Here is a 14816-nt window from a genome sequence, read left to right as displayed (position 1 = left end):
ATAAAAATGAAAAAAGTGCTTTTAAGCGCAGCTATCTCCGCGACCCTGGGCCTTACCGCTTTGCCATCGATGGCGCAGAATGTGGATTTACGGATGTCCTGGTGGGGCGGCAACGGCCGTCACCAGGTCACCCTGAAAGCGCTGGAGGAGTTCCATAAGCAGAACCCGGACATCAACGTGAAAGCGGAATACACCGGCTGGGACGGTCACCTCTCCCGTCTGACCACCCAGATTGCGGGTGGAACCGAGCCAGACGTAATGCAGACGAACTGGAACTGGCTGCCGATCTTCTCCAAAACCGGTGACGGCTTCTACGATCTGAACAAGTTGAAGGAGGTGATCGACCTGTCGCAGTTCGATCCCAAAGAGCTGCAAACCACCACCGTGGATGGCAAGCTGAACGGCATTCCGATCTCGGTGACGGCGCGGGTGTTCTACTTCAATGACGAAACCTGGAAAAAAGCGGGTATTGCGTACCCGAAAACCTGGGACGAGCTGATGGCGGCCGGTAAAACCTTCGAGAGCAAGCTCGGTAAGCAATACTACCCGGTGATCCTCGAGCACCAGGATACGCTGGCGCTGCTGAATTCGTACATGATCCAGAAGTACAACATTCCTGCGGTGGATGAGAAAACCAAAAAGTTCAGCTACACAAAGGAACAGTGGGTGGAGTTCTTCCAGACCTACAAAAAGCTGATCGACAGCCACGTCATGCCGGACACCAAATATTATGCCTCATTTGGTAAGAGCAACATGTATGAGATGAAGCCGTGGATCCAGGGAGAATGGGGCGGCACCTATATGTGGAACTCCACCATCAACAAATATTCCGACAACCTGAAGCCACCGGCGAAACTGGAGCTGGGCAGCTACCCAATGCTGCCGGGCGCCACCGACGCGGGCCTGTTCTTCAAACCGGCGCAAATGCTGTCGATTGGTAAGTCGACCAAAAACCCGGAAGCGGCGGCGAAGCTGATTAATTTCCTGCTCAACAGCAAAGAAGGGGTCGATACGCTGGGCCTTGAGCGTGGCGTACCGCTGAGCAAAGTAGCGGTGCAGTATCTGACTGAAGACGGCACCATTAAAGAGGACGATCCTTCCGTGGCAGGCCTGCGTCTGGCGCAGTCGCTGCCGGCGAAACTCACCGTCTCGCCATACTTTGACGACCCACAGATTGTGGCGCAGTTCGGTACTTCTTTGCAGTATATCGACTACGGCCAGAAAACCGTGGAAGAGACGGCCGCTGACTTCCAGCGTCAGGCGGAGCGTATTTTGAGACGTGCGATGCGGTAAACACTAAGCCGCTTACCCGGCCTACACGGTATCGTAGGCCCGGTAAGCGAAGCGCCACCGGGCAATTACATTACACGCCGATATTACGTAGTTTCTCCCCTCTCATCAGCTTGCGTTCAATATGCTCCAGTGTCACGCCCTTGGTTTCGGGGATCAGCCAGAAGGTCACACCGATAAACGCCACGTTCAGCACCGTATAGAGCCAGAAGGTGCCTGCCGCGCCAATCGCATCCAGCAGCGTCAGGAAGGTCGCGCCAATGATCATGTTCGACACCCAGTTGGTGGTGGTGGAACAGGTGATACCAAAGTCGCGGCATTTCAGCGGCTGTATTTCAGAGCACAGGATCCACACCACCGGCGCGGCGCTCATCGCGTAACCGGCGATACACATCATGGTCATGCCCACGGAGAGCCAGGAGAGGCCGCTTGACGCCGTGCCGTTATCGAACTGCATCAGGCAGTAGCCAAGGATTAAGGTGCCGAGCGCCATCACGCTAAAGCCAATTTTCAGGGCGGGTTTACGTCCGGCCTTATCAACGGTGAACACCGCGATAAAGGTGGCGAACATAAAGGTCAGCCCCACCACCAGCGTGGCGATCATCTGCTGTTCGGTGGTGGTAAAACCGGCCATTTTAAAAATGCGCGGGGCGTAATACATAATGATGTTCATCCCCGTAAACTGCTGCATCGCCTGTAACAGCATGCCGAGGAACACTGCGCGGCGCACGTTGCGGTTCGCCTTAAACAGGGACCAGCCGCCCTGCTTCAGCTTCAGGCTTTCGCGGATTTCGTTCAGCTCTTCACGCGCTTTTTCAGACGTGTCGCGCAACATGCGCAGCACCTCTTCCGCCTCCACGTGACGCCCTTTTTGCGCCAGCCAGCGCGGGCTGTTCGGCAGGAAAATGACTAACACAATCAGCAGCAGCGCAGGCAGCGCCAGCACGCCAAGCATTGCCCGCCAGTTGCCGCTGTAGCTGAAGTACGTATCCGACAGAAACGCCAGCACGATACCGAGCGTCACCATCAGCTGATACATACTGATCATCTTCCCGCGCACGTTCTCACTTGCCATTTCAGAGAGATAAAGCGGCGCGGTGTAGGACGCGATACCCACCGCTACGCCAAGCAACACGCGTGAAAGCAGCAGCACTTCTATGTTTGTCGCAAACGCGGAGCCAATGGAGCCTGCGACGAACAGGATCGCCCCAACCATCAGGCTGTATTTGCGCCCGAGACGGAACGACAGCCAGCCGTTAAACAACGCGCCGATGGCCGCGCCCAGCATCATGCTGCTCACCACCCACTCTTGCAGGCGGTTGCTTAACGTAAAGTGGTCGGTAATAAAGGGCAGTGCGCCAGCGATAACGCCGATATCCAGACCAAACAGTAGACCGGCTACGGCGGCCGCAACAGAAACAAACTGGTTCATGCGTCGGGTATCGCGCAGCGCAGCGGGCATAAGGGTAGAGTCATTTATAGATGTCATAGTTTCCTGCCTCAACAGCGAAATTCGTTAAGTGAAATTACGAGATACCGGAAGAAAGTGTCAGGTCGGAACTGGTGAAGATATGGATTATTTCGCTACGACATACCGTTCTGTGATGGACATTACAATTTCAAATCAGGGTGGTTTAACCTTATTTTTTATTAATTAGTTAATATTTAAGCAATAAATGTGTGATACCCGTCATTTATTCCTTTTTAGTATGGATTTTTCATCTTTAAGGATATGGATAAAGCCAATTTTGGCGCAAAAAAAACCTCCACCCGAGGGCAGAGGTTCTTTATTAAGGCTGAATTAACGTGCCAGCCAGCCGCCGTCAACGGCGACGGTATAGCCGTTAATGTAATCCGAAGCCGGAGAAGCCAGGAACACAACCGGGCCCATCAGATCGCTCGGCAGACCCCAGCGACCCGCTGGAATACGTTCCAGAATTGCCGCGCTGCGCTCTTCATCAGCACGCAGCTGCTGGGTATTGTTGGTGGCCATGTAGCCCGGCGCAATCGCGTTGACGTTGATATTGTACTGCGCCCACTCGTTCGCCAGCAGACGGGTCACGCCCATCACGGCGCTCTTCGATGCGGTGTAAGACGGTACGCGGATGCCGCCCTGGAAAGAGAGCATGGAGGCAATATTGATGATCTTGCCGCCTTTCCCCTGCGCGATGAAGTGCTTCGCAGCCGCCTGGGACATAAAGAACACGCTCTTGATGTTCAGGTTCATCACGTCGTCCCAGTCCGTTTCGCTGAAGTTAATCGCATCTTCACGGCGAATCAGGCCCGCATTGTTGACCAGAATATCGATATGCCCGAACTCCGCCACCGCGCGATCCAGCAGTTCAGGGATCGCATCGATTTTGCGCAGGTCCGCGGTCAGGCTCAGGAAACGACGGCCCAGCGCGGTGACGCGCTCGATGGTTTCCGTTGGCTCTACGATGTTAATCCCGACGATATCACAGCCCGCTTCCGCCAGACCTAACGCCATACCCTGCCCCAGCCCGGTGTCACACCCGGAAACCACAGCCACTTTACCCTGCAGAGAAAATGCATCCAGAATCATGTTTGTTCCTTAATCGTTCAGCGCCTGTCACCAACAGGCAGATGTATGCTTAACTGCCTGCGACTAGCGCAGATCCTTAACAGCGACGTGGTCCATGTCATCGAAGACCTGGTTTTCACCGACCATACCCCAGATAAAGGTATAAGCTTTCGTTCCCACGCCAGAGTGGATGGACCAGCTTGGCGAAATGACCGCCTGCTCGTTGTGCATCACGATATGGCGAGTTTCCTGCGGCTGTCCCATCATGTGGAACACGCAGGCATCTTCATCCATGTTGAAGTAGAAATAGACTTCCATGCGGCGCTCGTGGGTATGGCACGGCATGGTGTTCCACAGGTTGCCCGGCGCAAGCTCGGTCAGCCCCATGCTGAGCTGGCAAGTTTCCAGCACATCCGGTACGAAGTATTTATTGATGGTGCGGCGGTTGCTGGTGAGGTTGTCACCAAGGGTCACCGGGGCAACGTCCGCTGGCGTGACTTTTTTGGTTGGGTAAGTCGTATGAGCCGGGGCGCAGTTGTAGTAGAACTTCGCCGGTTTGCTGCCATCGATGCTGGCGAACACCACTTCTTTCGCGCCTTTTCCGACGTACAGCGCGTCACGGTGACCAATTTCGTAGCACTGGCCATCGACGGTTATGGTGCCCGGCCCGCCAATGTTAATCACGCCCAGTTCACGGCGTTCGAGGAAGTAGCTCACGCCCAGCTGTTTGCCCACTTCACCGCCCACGGAGACGGTTTTCGCCACCGGCATAATCCCGCCCACAATAATGCGGTCAATATGGCTGTAGACCATGGTGTACTTGTCGGCTTCGAACACTTGCTCAACTAAAAACTGACTGCGCAGCCCCTGAGTATCCAGCGTTTTTGCGTGCGCACTGTGGATGCTTTGTCTGACGTCCACGTAAACCTCCAGAATTGATCGTGCCCGAAGGCAAAGATGAATAACGAAACAATGTTCCGTTTTCGTGATGAACACATATTATCCCCTGTACATGGGGTTTTCAATTACATTTAAAACAACGTTTCATTTTTTCTGTATGTTTATGCCAGAAATGGTGTTTCGATCACGATAAATCTTTAAGCCCCTCAATCTGGTTAAAGAAACTGAGAATTTGCGCTGTCAGTCACACATAATGAAACGATGTTTTGATAATTTAACACCTAGTTTTCAACCTACATTACGCGTTCAAAGGAGTGCATTATGGCTAAAGGTATGCGGGTCAAGCTGAACTACGAGGTCAGCCGCGATCCGGATACAGGCGTGGAAGTTACCCGCCTGACCCCACCGGAAGTAACCTGTCATCGCAACTACTTTTACCAGAAGTGCTTCTTTAACGATGGCAGCCACCTGCTGTTCGCCGGGGAGTTCGACGGTCACTGGAACTATTACCTGCTGGATCTGAAAAACGCCGAAGCGGTGCAGTTGACCGAAGGCGCGGGCGATAACACCTTTGGCGGGTTCCTCTCTCCGGACGATCAATCCCTCTACTATGTGAAAAACGATCGCACCCTGCTTGAGGTGGATTTACAGACGCTGGCAGAGCGCGAAGTGTACCGCGTCCCGGAAGAGTGGGTTGGCTACGGCACCTGGGTCGCGAACAGCGACTGCACCAAACTGGTGGGTATTGAGATTGCCAGACGTGACTGGACGCCACTCAACGACTGGAAAATTTTCCACGACTTCTTCCACAAAGGGCCGCACTGCCGCCTGCTGCGCGTTGATCTAAAAACGGGTGAAAGCACCACCATCCATGACGAGAAGATCTGGCTGGGACATCCGATTTATCGCCCGTTCGATGACAATACCGTGGCCTTCTGTCATGAAGGGCCACACGACCTGGTTGACGCCCGCATGTGGCTGGTCAACGAAGATGGCAGCAACGTGCGGAAAGTGAAAACGCACGCGGAAGGGGAAAGCTGCACGCATGAATTTTGGGTGCCGGACGGGTCCGCGCTGATCTACGTCTCTTACCTGAAAGGTCAGCAAGGGCGCACCATCTCCCGCTTCAATCCGGACACCGGCGTGAATGAAGCGGTAATGAACATGCCCGCCTGTTCGCACCTGATGAGCAATGTTGACGGCACCATGCTGGTTGGCGACGGTTCCGGCACGCCTGTCGATGTGAAAGACACCGGCGGCTACACCATTGATAACGATCCTTATCTGTATGCCTTTGACGTGGCGAAGAAAGCCTATTACCGCATTGCCCGTCATGACACTTCCTGGGCTACGGTGGCGAACAGCCGCCAGGTAACCCACCCGCATCCGTCCTTCACGCCGGACGAAAAAGCGGTGCTGTACAGTTCCGATAAAGACGGCAAACCAGCCCTCTATATCGCGAAACTCCCCGAGCAACCTGAAATGTTGCATGCCTGGATGAGTTAGTGTTTCTGTAACTGGCCTTGCCCTCCGATTCGGAGGGCTTTTTTTTGGGTGATTGCGGCGCTTTTTGCCGGGTGGCGCTAACGCTTACCCGGCCTACGAAACGACTGATTGGAGAGAAAGTGTAGCCGGGTAAGCGCATCGCCATCCGGCATACGAAACGACGGAGTAGAAGGAAAGTGTAGGCCGGGTAAGCGCAGCGCCATCCGGCATACGAAACGACGGAGTGGAAGGAAAGTGTAGGCCGGGTAAGCGAAGCGCCACCCGGCGGTTTTTAGCGAAGAAGCTGGATTATCAGAAGGAGTACGCCACGCCTAAACGGAAACGGGTCTGGCGTTCGTCAGTGTCTTTAACCCCCACGTTGCCCACCTCAACATACGGTGCCCAGTTTTTATCCCATTTGTAGGCGAGCTTGGCGTTATATTCATTGGAATAATCTTTATTGTTATTTCGGGCCACGCCTTCAGAGCTTTTCGCGTAAACATAGTTCAGCTCGGTACGCCAGTCACCTAATACCCAACCGACCCACGCATCACCACGGTTAACTTTATCATCGTCCTTATTTGAGCTTGACGGGTAGCGGGTATATTCATAACGGTAACGCGCGGCCACGTAGAAGCCATTATCGAAACTATATTGCACATGCAGATTCGGTTTATAAATGGTACGAATGTCTGTGCTTTCAATCGTAAACGCAGGCGTCAGGGCGATATTGTCTGTCGCTTTCCAGCGCCAGCTAATCTGATCTTCGTGACCGTTCCCCACCACATCCGCGAATGGCTGATCTGCCTTGTCCCCGCCTGATTTCCACTTCGCCTCGACTGAAAAACCGAAGCCATTGTCAAAGCGGTGCGAGACGGCAACACGGTCGGCATTCGAGCCGCTGTCAATATATTCGTGACGCAGATCGACGGTAACGGCGCTAGCCGCAAAAGAGGCACTAATAAGGGAAGCAAGGAGCAGAGATTTCTTAAACATGAAAAAACCCTCAATTAAAATAACGTTTCGTTTTTATGAAACTTGAGTTTATTTTTTATGTACCGTTATTTTAGTGACAAGGATCGAAATTATTTGTTTCATTTTTTTTGGCAAAGATCGACGTGAACCTCATCAACAAAAAAGGCGTATAACGCATAAATTCCAGGCGTGAGATCACACTAAGAACTTCACAAAGCGAATAATTCACCGCGCAATAATTATTGTGGGATTAAGAAAGAACGCAGAAGTGTTAGAAAAGGATTCTGTAGACATAAAAAAACCTCCCGAGGGAGGCTTTCTGTGCGCAGAGGGGGAAATTACCGTTCGATAGCCAGGGCTACCCCCTGCCCTCCGCCAATGCAGAGCGTTGCGATCCCTTTTCGGGCGTTACGCTTTTTCATTTCGTGGACTAGCGACACCAGAATGCGGCAGCCGGAAGCGCCAATAGGATGACCGAGCGCGATCGCACCGCCGTTGACGTTGACCCGCAGCGGATCCCATTCCAGCATTTTCCCGACCGAGATCGCCTGTGCAGCAAAGGCTTCATTGACTTCAATCAGATCTACATCGTTCAGCTGCCAGCCCGCCCGCTCAAGACAGCGGCGCGTGGCATAGACCGGGGCGATCCCCATTAACGCAGGATCAACACCCACGCTGGCAAACGCTTTGATGCGCGCCAGCACCGGCAGCGCCAGCTCCTGGGCTTTGCTTTCACTCATCATCATCACCGCCGCCGCACCGTCGTTAATGGATGATGCGTTACCTGCCGTTACAGAACCGAGCGTTTCGAAGGCCGGATCGAGTTTTGCCAGCCCTTCTGCGCTGGCATCGGTGCGCGGCTGCTCGTCGGTATCAACGATGAGCGCTTCGCCGTTCTGGCGCAGGGTACTGACCGGGACAATTTCATCGCGAAAACGGCCAGAATCGATCGCCGCGCGTGCTTTTTGCTGCGAGCTAAGCGCATACGCATCCTGAAGCTCGCGGCTGATGCCGTATTCCCGCGCCAGGTTTTCCGCCGTTACGCCCATATGGTAGTCGTTGAAGGCGTCCCACAGCCCGTCATGAACCAGGCTGTCAAGCAGTTGACTGTTCCCGAGCTGCGCGCCGGTCCGGCTGTCGGTCAGGACATGCGGGGCGCGGCTCATGTTTTCCTGCCCTCCGGCAATGACCACGTCCGCTTCACCGCACTGGATGGCCTGCGTCGCAAGATGGAGCGCTTTCAAACCTGAACCACAGACGTCGTTGATGGTAATCGCCGAAACGGTGTTAGGCAGGCCGCCTTTCAGCGCCGCCTGGCGCGCAGGGTTTTGTCCCGCGCCAGCGGTCAGCACCTGGCCGAGGATCACCTCATCAATTTCATGTGCGGCAACCCCGCTGCGTTCCACCAGCGCTCTTACCACCACGCTGCCGAGATCAACCGCAGAGTGACGCGCAAGCGCTCCCTGAAAACAGCCGATAGCCGTACGTAACGCACCCACTATAACGACATCTTTCATCACGACCTCTGTGCAAAATGACATGACGATAGTAGAGGATTGTTATCAACAATTGACGCAAATGTTTAAAATTAGTGAGTTTAGTCACAGGATTATCGTGCGTCCTGCAAGTACTGGCGCAGCCAGCTTCCGGCGACGCCGGGCGGGGTTCTTTTGTTCCATACCAGATCGATGGCAATCGACCTCGGCCAGCCCGGCACGTTCAGCTGCACCAGCGATTTCGATGCGGCAAATTCGTCGACCAGCGCGCAGGGTAACGCGCACCAGCCAAAGCCCTGTACCGCCATGCTTAGCAGCAGCAGGTAGTTCGGCGCAGACCAGACCGGCCCGCGCGCAAGGGGCGCTTCCCGTTCAAGATAGGTACTCAGCCGCAGCTCGCGCCAGCCATGCAGCTCGTCCGCCTGCGTCTCATGTTGCCCTGCCAGAGGATGTCCGGCAGAAACGTAAATAGCCATCCGCGTCTGCATAGGCAGACGGGTCGCGCCAATATCGGTCGGGTAGCTGTCGCGTGCTTCCGTCAGGCCAATTTGCGCCCGCTCCTTTTGCAGCAGATCGATCACGTCCTCCTCTTCCCCAATCAGGCACTCAAATTCGGTGTGCGGAAAACGCTGGTCGAACTGGCTCATCATCTCTTCCAGTACGGCCGGGTTAAGCGTATCGGAGAGAACAAAGGTAAAACGCGCCTCCGTTTGCGCTGTTAAGGATACGGCCAGCTCATCAAGGCGCGCGCTGGCGGCGAGGATTGACTGGACATAGCCCAGCACCTGTTGACCCTGGGCGGTTAACACCGGGTGACGCGCCGAGCGATCAAACAGCTCAAAGCCAAGGTCAGCTTCAAGGTTGGCGATGGAGGTGCTGATGGTGGACTGGCTTTTACGCAGCCGTCGTGCCGCAGCTGAAAACGAACCTGCGGCGACAGTTTCAACAAACGCGGTCAGTGCTTCGGGAGAGTAACGCATGATGTATCTACTTTATCGATGGATACTATCTTTTATATATCACCTTAAGCGATAAGAATAGGCCGCATCAACGCCCATACTGGCGTCTACATGAGGTAAATATGCAACATCAGGATGCACTCCAACGTAAATTGCCGGAGCGGATCTTCCATGCCGTCTGTTTTGAAGGCATTGCTACGGCGATCCTCGCCCCGACGGCCGCGTGGCTAATGCAGCGCTCGGTGGTTGAAATGGGGGGTCTCACCATTATTCTGGCGACCACGGCAATGCTCTGGAACATTATCTATAACTTTGGCTTCGACCGTTTCTGGCCCGTCCAGCGGGTGAAGCGCACGGCGAAAGTGCGCGCCCTGCATGCCCTGGGTTTTGAATGCGGCTTTATTGTGATTGGCGTAACCATCGTTGCCGCCGTGCTGGGCGTGACGCTGCTCCAGGCCTTCACGCTGGAGATTGGTTTCTTCCTGTTCTTCCTGCCGTACACCATGCTCTACAACTGGGCGTATGACACCCTGCGGGAGAAAATTATCAAGCGCCGCCAGCAACGTCGCGCCCTGGCAAGCGAATGACCTTCCGGCCGGAGACCTTCTCCGGCCCAACCCCAGCGAAGCAACGGCGACCTCAACGCATAATTATGGTAAATTGCACTCCTTTTTGTTCGTTTTATAGTTGATACGTTGCTCTAATGTCGAAAATTTGGTCAAAAGAAGAGACTCTCTGGAGTTTCGCCCTCTACGGCACTGCCGTGGGCGCAGGAACCCTGTTCTTGCCCATTCAGCTCGGCTCTGCTGGCGCGATTGTCCTGCTGATCACCGCCCTTGTGGCGTATCCCTTAACCTACTGGCCGCATAAAGCGCTGGCGCAATTTATTCTGTCGTCGAAGACGAAAGGCAACGAAGGGATCACCGGTGCCGTTTCCCATTACTACGGCAAAAAGATCGGCAACCTCATCACCACGCTCTATTTCGTAGCCTTCTTTGTGGTGGTTCTGATTTACGCGGTGGCGATAACCAACTCACTTACAGAACAGCTGGCGAAACGGATGACGGTGGATACCAGCGTTCGGATGATGGTGAGTTTTGGCGTGGTGCTGATTTTGAATCTGATCTTCCTGATGGGGCGGCACATCACCATTAAGGTGATGGGTTTCCTTGTCTTTCCGCTGATCGCCTATTTCCTGTTTGTCTCGCTGTATCTGACGGGCAGCTGGCAGCCGTCGCTGCTGACCAGCCAGATGGCCTTCGACCAGCATACGCTGCACCAGGTGTGGATATCGATCCCGGTGATGGTTTTCGCTTTTAGCCATACCCCGATCATCTCGACCTTCGCCGTAGATCGTCGCGAGAAATACGGTGAAGAGGCTATGGGTAAATGCAAAAAAATCATGAAAGTGGCGTACCTGATCATCTGCCTCAGCGTGCTGTTCTTTGTGTTCAGCTGCCTGCTTTCGATTCCACCGTCCTATATCGTGGCGGCAAAAGAGGAAGGGGTGACGATCCTGTCCGCGCTGTCGATGATGCCTTCGTCCCCGGCATGGCTGGGCATTTCCGGCATTATCGTGGCAATTATAGCGATGTCGAAATCGTTCCTCGGCACCTATTTTGGCGTGATTGAAGGGGCAACGGAAATTGTGAAATCGTCGCTGAATCAGGTGGGGGTGAAGAAAAGTCGCGCCTTTAACCGCGCGGTTTCGATTCTCGGCGTGTCGCTGATTACCTTTGCGGTCTGCTGCATCAACCCGAATGCGATCTCGATGATTTACGCCATCAGCGGTCCGCTTATCGCCATGATCCTGTTCATCATGCCGACGCTGTCGACGTACCTGATCCCGTCGTTAAAACCGTACCGCTCCATCGGTAACCTGCTGACGCTGATTGTGGGTGTGCTGTGTGTGTCGGTGATGTTTGTCGGTTGAGTGTGCTGCCCGGCGCAATGCCGGGCATCTGTTTTACGCCCGAATATCGTCATACTCCCGCGTATTATCAAACTCATGCTTCGCAAACGGACACAGCGGGATAATTTTACGGTTCTCCCCGCGCATCTTCTCTACCACCTTCGCCACCAGCTGCTTACCCACACCCTGCCCTTTCAGGCTCGGATCCACATCGGTGTGCTCGATGATGCTCAGATGCTCGCCGGTCGGGACAAAGACGATCTCCGCAACCTGATTGCCTTCGGCGTCGTTGACATAAAACTTGTTATGGCCTTCAAGAATATCCATGGTTCCTCACTTATTTTAGGCGGTACTTCAGCGCACCGCTCGGGCAGGTATCAATTACGCGCGCAACAGTTTCTGCATCCACTTCATCCGGTGCGATCCAAGGTTTACGCTTCAGGTCGAACAGCGCCGCGCTGCCGCGTACGCAGTTGCCCGAGTGTTTGCAGATCCCTGTGTTGAAGTAGACATCGATTTTCTCACCGGTATAGGCCCGGTACCCTGCATCCAGTAGCTCCTGATCCATGACATTGCCTCTGTAATTATTGTGGTGACAAATGCAGCATACCCTCACCCGATCCGCCTGACCACGTCAAAAACGACGATCGGATACACTGTTTCGGCTCGTTATTTTACTTCTCGCTTAAGACTATTCCGATTATAAAGACTCAGGTCGGCAAGATATATTTTTGCGCTACGTCAATTCTTGTAATCATTTCCGCCGCGTTCATATTAAGATTATTAGCTAAGCGGAATCCTAACGACACAAGTTATTTACCCATAAGCAATGGATTTACTTCCAATTTTCAAAAAACGTAACGAAGCGGTATTTTCCCCGCATCTCTGGAAATGGCGCAAAACAACCCAGGCAGGAAATTTGACTCTTCTCACATAACGACTAATGTTAATTTCTGAACGACAACTGATACGAATTACTTATCGTATCACCTGACATAAACGCAACATGAGGGTTGATATATGGCAGAGCAACATCGTGGTGGTTCCGGTAATTTCGCGCAAGACCGTGAAAAAGCATCAGAAGCTGGACGTAAAGGCGGCCAGCACAGCGGCGGTAATTTCAAAAACGATCCGCAACGCGCATCTGAAGCGGGTAAGAAAGGGGGACAGAACAGTCACGGCGGGGGCCGTAAATCTGATAACTCCTGATCTTATTTAAAGCTCTTATAAATATACCGAGAGCATGCTGCGGGCCTGTCGGCTCGCAGTACCTTCCCTTTATTTCACTGGAGCGAATATATGAATATGAAAACTGTTGAAGATGTATTTATTCACCTGTTATCCGATACCTACAGCGCTGAGAAGCAGCTGACCCGCGCGCTAAGCAAGTTAGCCCGTGCCGCATCAAGCGAGAAGCTGAGCGCTGCGTTCACGGCTCACCTTGAGGAGACGCAGGGACAGATCGAACGTATCGATCAGATTATTGAGCAGGAATCCGGCCTCAAGCTGAAGCGCATGAAATGCGTTGCAATGGAAGGCTTAATTGAAGAAGCCAACGAAGTTATTGAGAGCACTGAGAAAAACGAAGTGCGTGATGCTGCATTAATTGCCGCCGCACAGAAAGTCGAACACTACGAAATTGCCAGCTATGGCACCCTAGCCACCCTGGCTGAACAATTAGGCTATAAAAAAGCCGTTAAACTTCTTGCAGAAACGCTGGAAGAAGAAAAAGAAACCGATCTCAAATTAACCGATCTGGCTGTCGGCAATATTAATCAAAAAGCCCAGAAAGGATAAATAATAATTTGATGAGCATCAGCACCAACAATTAACCAGAAAATAAATCACAGGAGTTAATTATGAATCATGTAGAACACTACCATGATTGGCTACGCGATGCCCATGCGATGGAAAAGCAAGCCGAATCCATGCTGGAATCAATGGCCAGCCGTATTGATAATTATCCCGACTTACGTGCACGAATTGAACAACACGTTAATGAAACTAAACATCAAATTACCGTGCTGGAAGAAATTCTCGACCGCAATGATATTTCCCGTTCGGTCATAAAAGATTCCATGAGCAAAATGGCGGCGCTCGGCCAGTCCATTGGCGGCATGTTCCCTTCCGACGAAATTGTTAAAGGCTCCATCAGCGGCTACGTTTTTGAGCAGTTTGAAATTGCCTGCTACACCTCTCTGCTGGCCGCGGCCAAACAAGCGGGCGATACCGCCTCCATTCCAGCCATTGAATCCATTCTGGAAGAAGAGCGCCAGATGGCGGACTGGCTGATTCAACATATTCCACAGACGACGGAACAGTTCCTGCTGCGCTCCGACGCGGACGGCGTTGAAGCGAAAAAATAACGGAAGAGGGAGAAACTATGTTTCGACACGTAAAACAGCTGCAATACACGGTACGCGTAGCCGAACCGAATCCGGGTCTGGCTAATCTTCTGCTTGAGCAGTTTGGCGGGCCACAGGGCGAACTTGCCGCGGCATGTCGTTACTTTACGCAAGGATTGAGCGACGACGATCCCGGCCGTAAAGATATGCTGATGGATATCGCGACCGAGGAGTTAAGTCACCTGGAAATTATCGGCACCCTGGTGGGTATGCTTAATAAGGGTGCGAAAGGTGAACTGGCGGAAGGCGTTGAAAATGAAGCGGAGCTGTACCGGTCCATGACCGAAAACGGCAACGACAGTCATATCACTTCCCTGCTCTACGGGGGCGGTACTCCGCTCACTAATTCCGCAGGCGTACCGTGGACGGCGGCGTACGTGGATACCATTGGCGAACCCACCGCGGATCTGCGCTCCAACATTGCGGCCGAGGCGCGCGCCAAAATTATCTACGAACGGCTTATTAACGTAACGGACGATCCAGGTGTTAAAGATGCGCTGGCGTTTTTAATGACGCGTGAGGCAGCACACCAGCTTTCGTTTGAGAAGGCGCTCCAGTCGATCCGTAACAACTTCCCACCGGGTAAATTGCCGCCAATCGAAGAGTACACCAACAAGTACTACAATATGTCTGAGGGGGGAGAAGTTCGCGGAAGCTGGAACAGCGACAAGCACTTCGACTACGTGGAATCTCCTCAGCCAGCGGTCGATGGCGGTGACGGCGGCGCAAGCGTAACGCTCACAACAGAGCAGGCTACGCTGGTCAAAGCAATGTGCGCACGTACGAAATCCGATCCTAAAGCCGATCCGCTTACCGGTGCCGAGCTTGGCGCGGGTAAGAAAAAACCGTAAC

At 53.4% G+C, this 14816-nt stretch carries 16 protein-coding genes; 8 read left to right on the top strand and 8 right to left on the bottom strand.

Going from position 1 to position 14816, the window contains the following annotated elements; translation table 11 throughout:
* The first annotated feature begins 6 nt into the window (after nt 1–6).
* Complete coding sequence (locus tag C3451_RS11855; RefSeq protein ID WP_023298522.1) at nt 7–1293, top strand: ABC transporter substrate-binding protein; 1287 nt, start codon at nt 7–9, stop codon at nt 1291–1293.
* Between the two features lie 70 nt (nt 1294–1363).
* Here the strand turns inward: C3451_RS11855 and C3451_RS11850 are convergent, their stop codons facing one another.
* From C3451_RS11850 to kduI, 3 genes are all read right to left on the bottom strand, one after another.
* A complete protein-coding gene (locus C3451_RS11850) occupies nt 1364–2779 on the bottom strand; it encodes a sugar porter family MFS transporter (protein ID WP_023298523.1) in 1416 nt (471 codons plus the stop codon).
* A gap of 312 nt (nt 2780–3091) precedes the next feature.
* Nucleotides 3092–3853, bottom strand: coding sequence for a 2-dehydro-3-deoxy-D-gluconate 5-dehydrogenase KduD (kduD, locus tag C3451_RS11845; RefSeq protein WP_045620838.1), 762 nt, complete (start codon nt 3851–3853; stop codon nt 3092–3094).
* Nucleotides 3854–3916: 63 nt separating this feature from the next.
* Nucleotides 3917–4753, bottom strand: coding sequence for a 5-dehydro-4-deoxy-D-glucuronate isomerase (kduI, locus tag C3451_RS11840; RefSeq protein WP_045620837.1), 837 nt, complete (start codon nt 4751–4753; stop codon nt 3917–3919).
* 300 nt (nt 4754–5053) lie between these two features.
* Here kduI and C3451_RS11835 point away from each other — a divergent pair, with 300 nt between their 5' ends.
* On the top strand, nt 5054–6238 hold the full coding sequence (locus C3451_RS11835; protein WP_045620836.1) for an oligogalacturonate lyase family protein: 1185 nt from the start codon (nt 5054–5056) through the stop codon (nt 6236–6238).
* A 291-nt stretch (nt 6239–6529) separates the two neighbouring features.
* On the opposite strand, the gene C3451_RS11830 is transcribed toward C3451_RS11835, so the two are convergent.
* The 3 genes from C3451_RS11830 to C3451_RS11820 form a co-directional block, all read right to left on the bottom strand.
* A complete protein-coding gene (locus C3451_RS11830) occupies nt 6530–7213 on the bottom strand; it encodes an oligogalacturonate-specific porin KdgM family protein (protein WP_063139185.1) in 684 nt (227 codons plus the stop codon).
* Nucleotides 7214–7530: 317 nt separating this feature from the next.
* Nucleotides 7531–8709 carry an acetyl-CoA C-acetyltransferase gene (locus C3451_RS11825; RefSeq protein WP_032626064.1) on the bottom strand — a complete coding sequence of 393 codons (1179 nt, stop codon included), beginning with the start codon at nt 8707–8709 and terminating at the stop codon, nt 7531–7533.
* 92 nt (nt 8710–8801) lie between these two features.
* Nucleotides 8802–9668 (bottom strand): LysR family transcriptional regulator, encoded by an 867-nt coding sequence (locus C3451_RS11820; RefSeq protein ID WP_045622069.1) that lies wholly within the window; start codon nt 9666–9668, stop codon nt 8802–8804.
* Between the two features lie 101 nt (nt 9669–9769).
* Here C3451_RS11820 and C3451_RS11815 point away from each other — a divergent pair, with 101 nt between their 5' ends.
* Entirely contained in the window at nt 9770–10234 is a 465-nt protein-coding gene (locus C3451_RS11815) for a multidrug/biocide efflux PACE transporter (protein WP_022651793.1), read from the top strand.
* Nucleotides 10235–10350: 116 nt separating this feature from the next.
* Nucleotides 10351–11580 (top strand): amino acid permease, encoded by a 1230-nt coding sequence (locus C3451_RS11810; RefSeq protein WP_045622068.1) that lies wholly within the window; start codon nt 10351–10353, stop codon nt 11578–11580.
* A gap of 33 nt (nt 11581–11613) precedes the next feature.
* Here the strand turns inward: C3451_RS11810 and C3451_RS11805 are convergent, their stop codons facing one another.
* Together C3451_RS11805 and yjdI are read right to left on the bottom strand one after the other, a co-directional pair.
* On the bottom strand, nt 11614–11886 hold the full coding sequence (locus C3451_RS11805) for a GNAT family N-acetyltransferase (RefSeq protein WP_006811846.1): 273 nt from the start codon (nt 11884–11886) through the stop codon (nt 11614–11616).
* A gap of 10 nt (nt 11887–11896) precedes the next feature.
* Nucleotides 11897–12127, bottom strand: coding sequence for a 4Fe-4S mono-cluster protein YjdI (gene yjdI, locus C3451_RS11800; protein ID WP_022649260.1), 231 nt, complete (start codon nt 12125–12127; stop codon nt 11897–11899).
* Between the two features lie 452 nt (nt 12128–12579).
* Between yjdI and C3451_RS11795 the strand changes: the two genes are divergently transcribed.
* From C3451_RS11795 to C3451_RS11780, 4 genes are all read left to right on the top strand, one after another.
* The gene (locus tag C3451_RS11795) at nt 12580–12768 is read left to right on the top strand and encodes a general stress protein (protein ID WP_022649261.1); all 189 of its coding nucleotides are present in this window, start codon (nt 12580–12582) and stop codon (nt 12766–12768) included.
* 90 nt (nt 12769–12858) lie between these two features.
* Complete coding sequence (locus C3451_RS11790) at nt 12859–13356, top strand: ferritin-like domain-containing protein (RefSeq protein WP_003862851.1); 498 nt, start codon at nt 12859–12861, stop codon at nt 13354–13356.
* A gap of 62 nt (nt 13357–13418) precedes the next feature.
* A complete protein-coding gene (locus C3451_RS11785; protein WP_038416640.1) occupies nt 13419–13925 on the top strand; it encodes a ferritin-like domain-containing protein in 507 nt (168 codons plus the stop codon).
* Nucleotides 13926–13942: 17 nt separating this feature from the next.
* A complete protein-coding gene (locus C3451_RS11780) occupies nt 13943–14815 on the top strand; it encodes a manganese catalase family protein (protein WP_022649263.1) in 873 nt (290 codons plus the stop codon).
* The last annotated feature ends 1 nt before the right edge of the window (nt 14816 follow it).

The organism is Enterobacter sp. 301B (assembly GCF_003850715.1).
GTDB lineage: Bacteria > Pseudomonadota > Gammaproteobacteria > Enterobacterales > Enterobacteriaceae > Enterobacter > Enterobacter intestinihominis.
This window is presented reverse-complemented; position numbering and strand designations above follow the sequence as displayed.

Bases quoted from the DNA above. Each gene is read 5' to 3' on its own strand.
- C3451_RS11830 (WP_063139185.1), bottom strand. From the start codon at position 7,213: ATGTTTAAGAAATCTCTGCTCCTTGCTTCCCTTATTAGTGCCTCTTTT.
- C3451_RS11855 (WP_023298522.1), top strand. From the start codon at position 7: ATGAAAAAAGTGCTTTTAAGCGCAGCTATCTCCGCGACCCTGGGCCTT.
- kduD (WP_045620838.1), bottom strand. From the start codon at position 3,853: ATGATTCTGGATGCATTTTCTCTGCAGGGTAAAGTGGCTGTGGTTTCC.
- C3451_RS11835 (WP_045620836.1), top strand. From the start codon at position 5,054: ATGGCTAAAGGTATGCGGGTCAAGCTGAACTACGAGGTCAGCCGCGAT.
- C3451_RS11820 (WP_045622069.1), bottom strand. From the start codon at position 9,668: ATGCGTTACTCTCCCGAAGCACTGACCGCGTTTGTTGAAACTGTCGCC.
- C3451_RS11780 (WP_022649263.1), top strand. From the start codon at position 13,943: ATGTTTCGACACGTAAAACAGCTGCAATACACGGTACGCGTAGCCGAA.
- C3451_RS11805 (WP_006811846.1), bottom strand. From the start codon at position 11,886: ATGGATATTCTTGAAGGCCATAACAAGTTTTATGTCAACGACGCCGAA.
- C3451_RS11790 (WP_003862851.1), top strand. From the start codon at position 12,859: ATGAATATGAAAACTGTTGAAGATGTATTTATTCACCTGTTATCCGAT.
- C3451_RS11815 (WP_022651793.1), top strand. From the start codon at position 9,770: ATGCAACATCAGGATGCACTCCAACGTAAATTGCCGGAGCGGATCTTC.
- C3451_RS11825 (WP_032626064.1), bottom strand. From the start codon at position 8,709: ATGAAAGATGTCGTTATAGTGGGTGCGTTACGTACGGCTATCGGCTGT.
- yjdI (WP_022649260.1), bottom strand. From the start codon at position 12,127: ATGGATCAGGAGCTACTGGATGCAGGGTACCGGGCCTATACCGGTGAG.
- C3451_RS11785 (WP_038416640.1), top strand. From the start codon at position 13,419: ATGAATCATGTAGAACACTACCATGATTGGCTACGCGATGCCCATGCG.
- C3451_RS11795 (WP_022649261.1), top strand. From the start codon at position 12,580: ATGGCAGAGCAACATCGTGGTGGTTCCGGTAATTTCGCGCAAGACCGT.
- C3451_RS11850 (WP_023298523.1), bottom strand. From the start codon at position 2,779: ATGACATCTATAAATGACTCTACCCTTATGCCCGCTGCGCTGCGCGAT.
- C3451_RS11810 (WP_045622068.1), top strand. From the start codon at position 10,351: ATGTCGAAAATTTGGTCAAAAGAAGAGACTCTCTGGAGTTTCGCCCTC.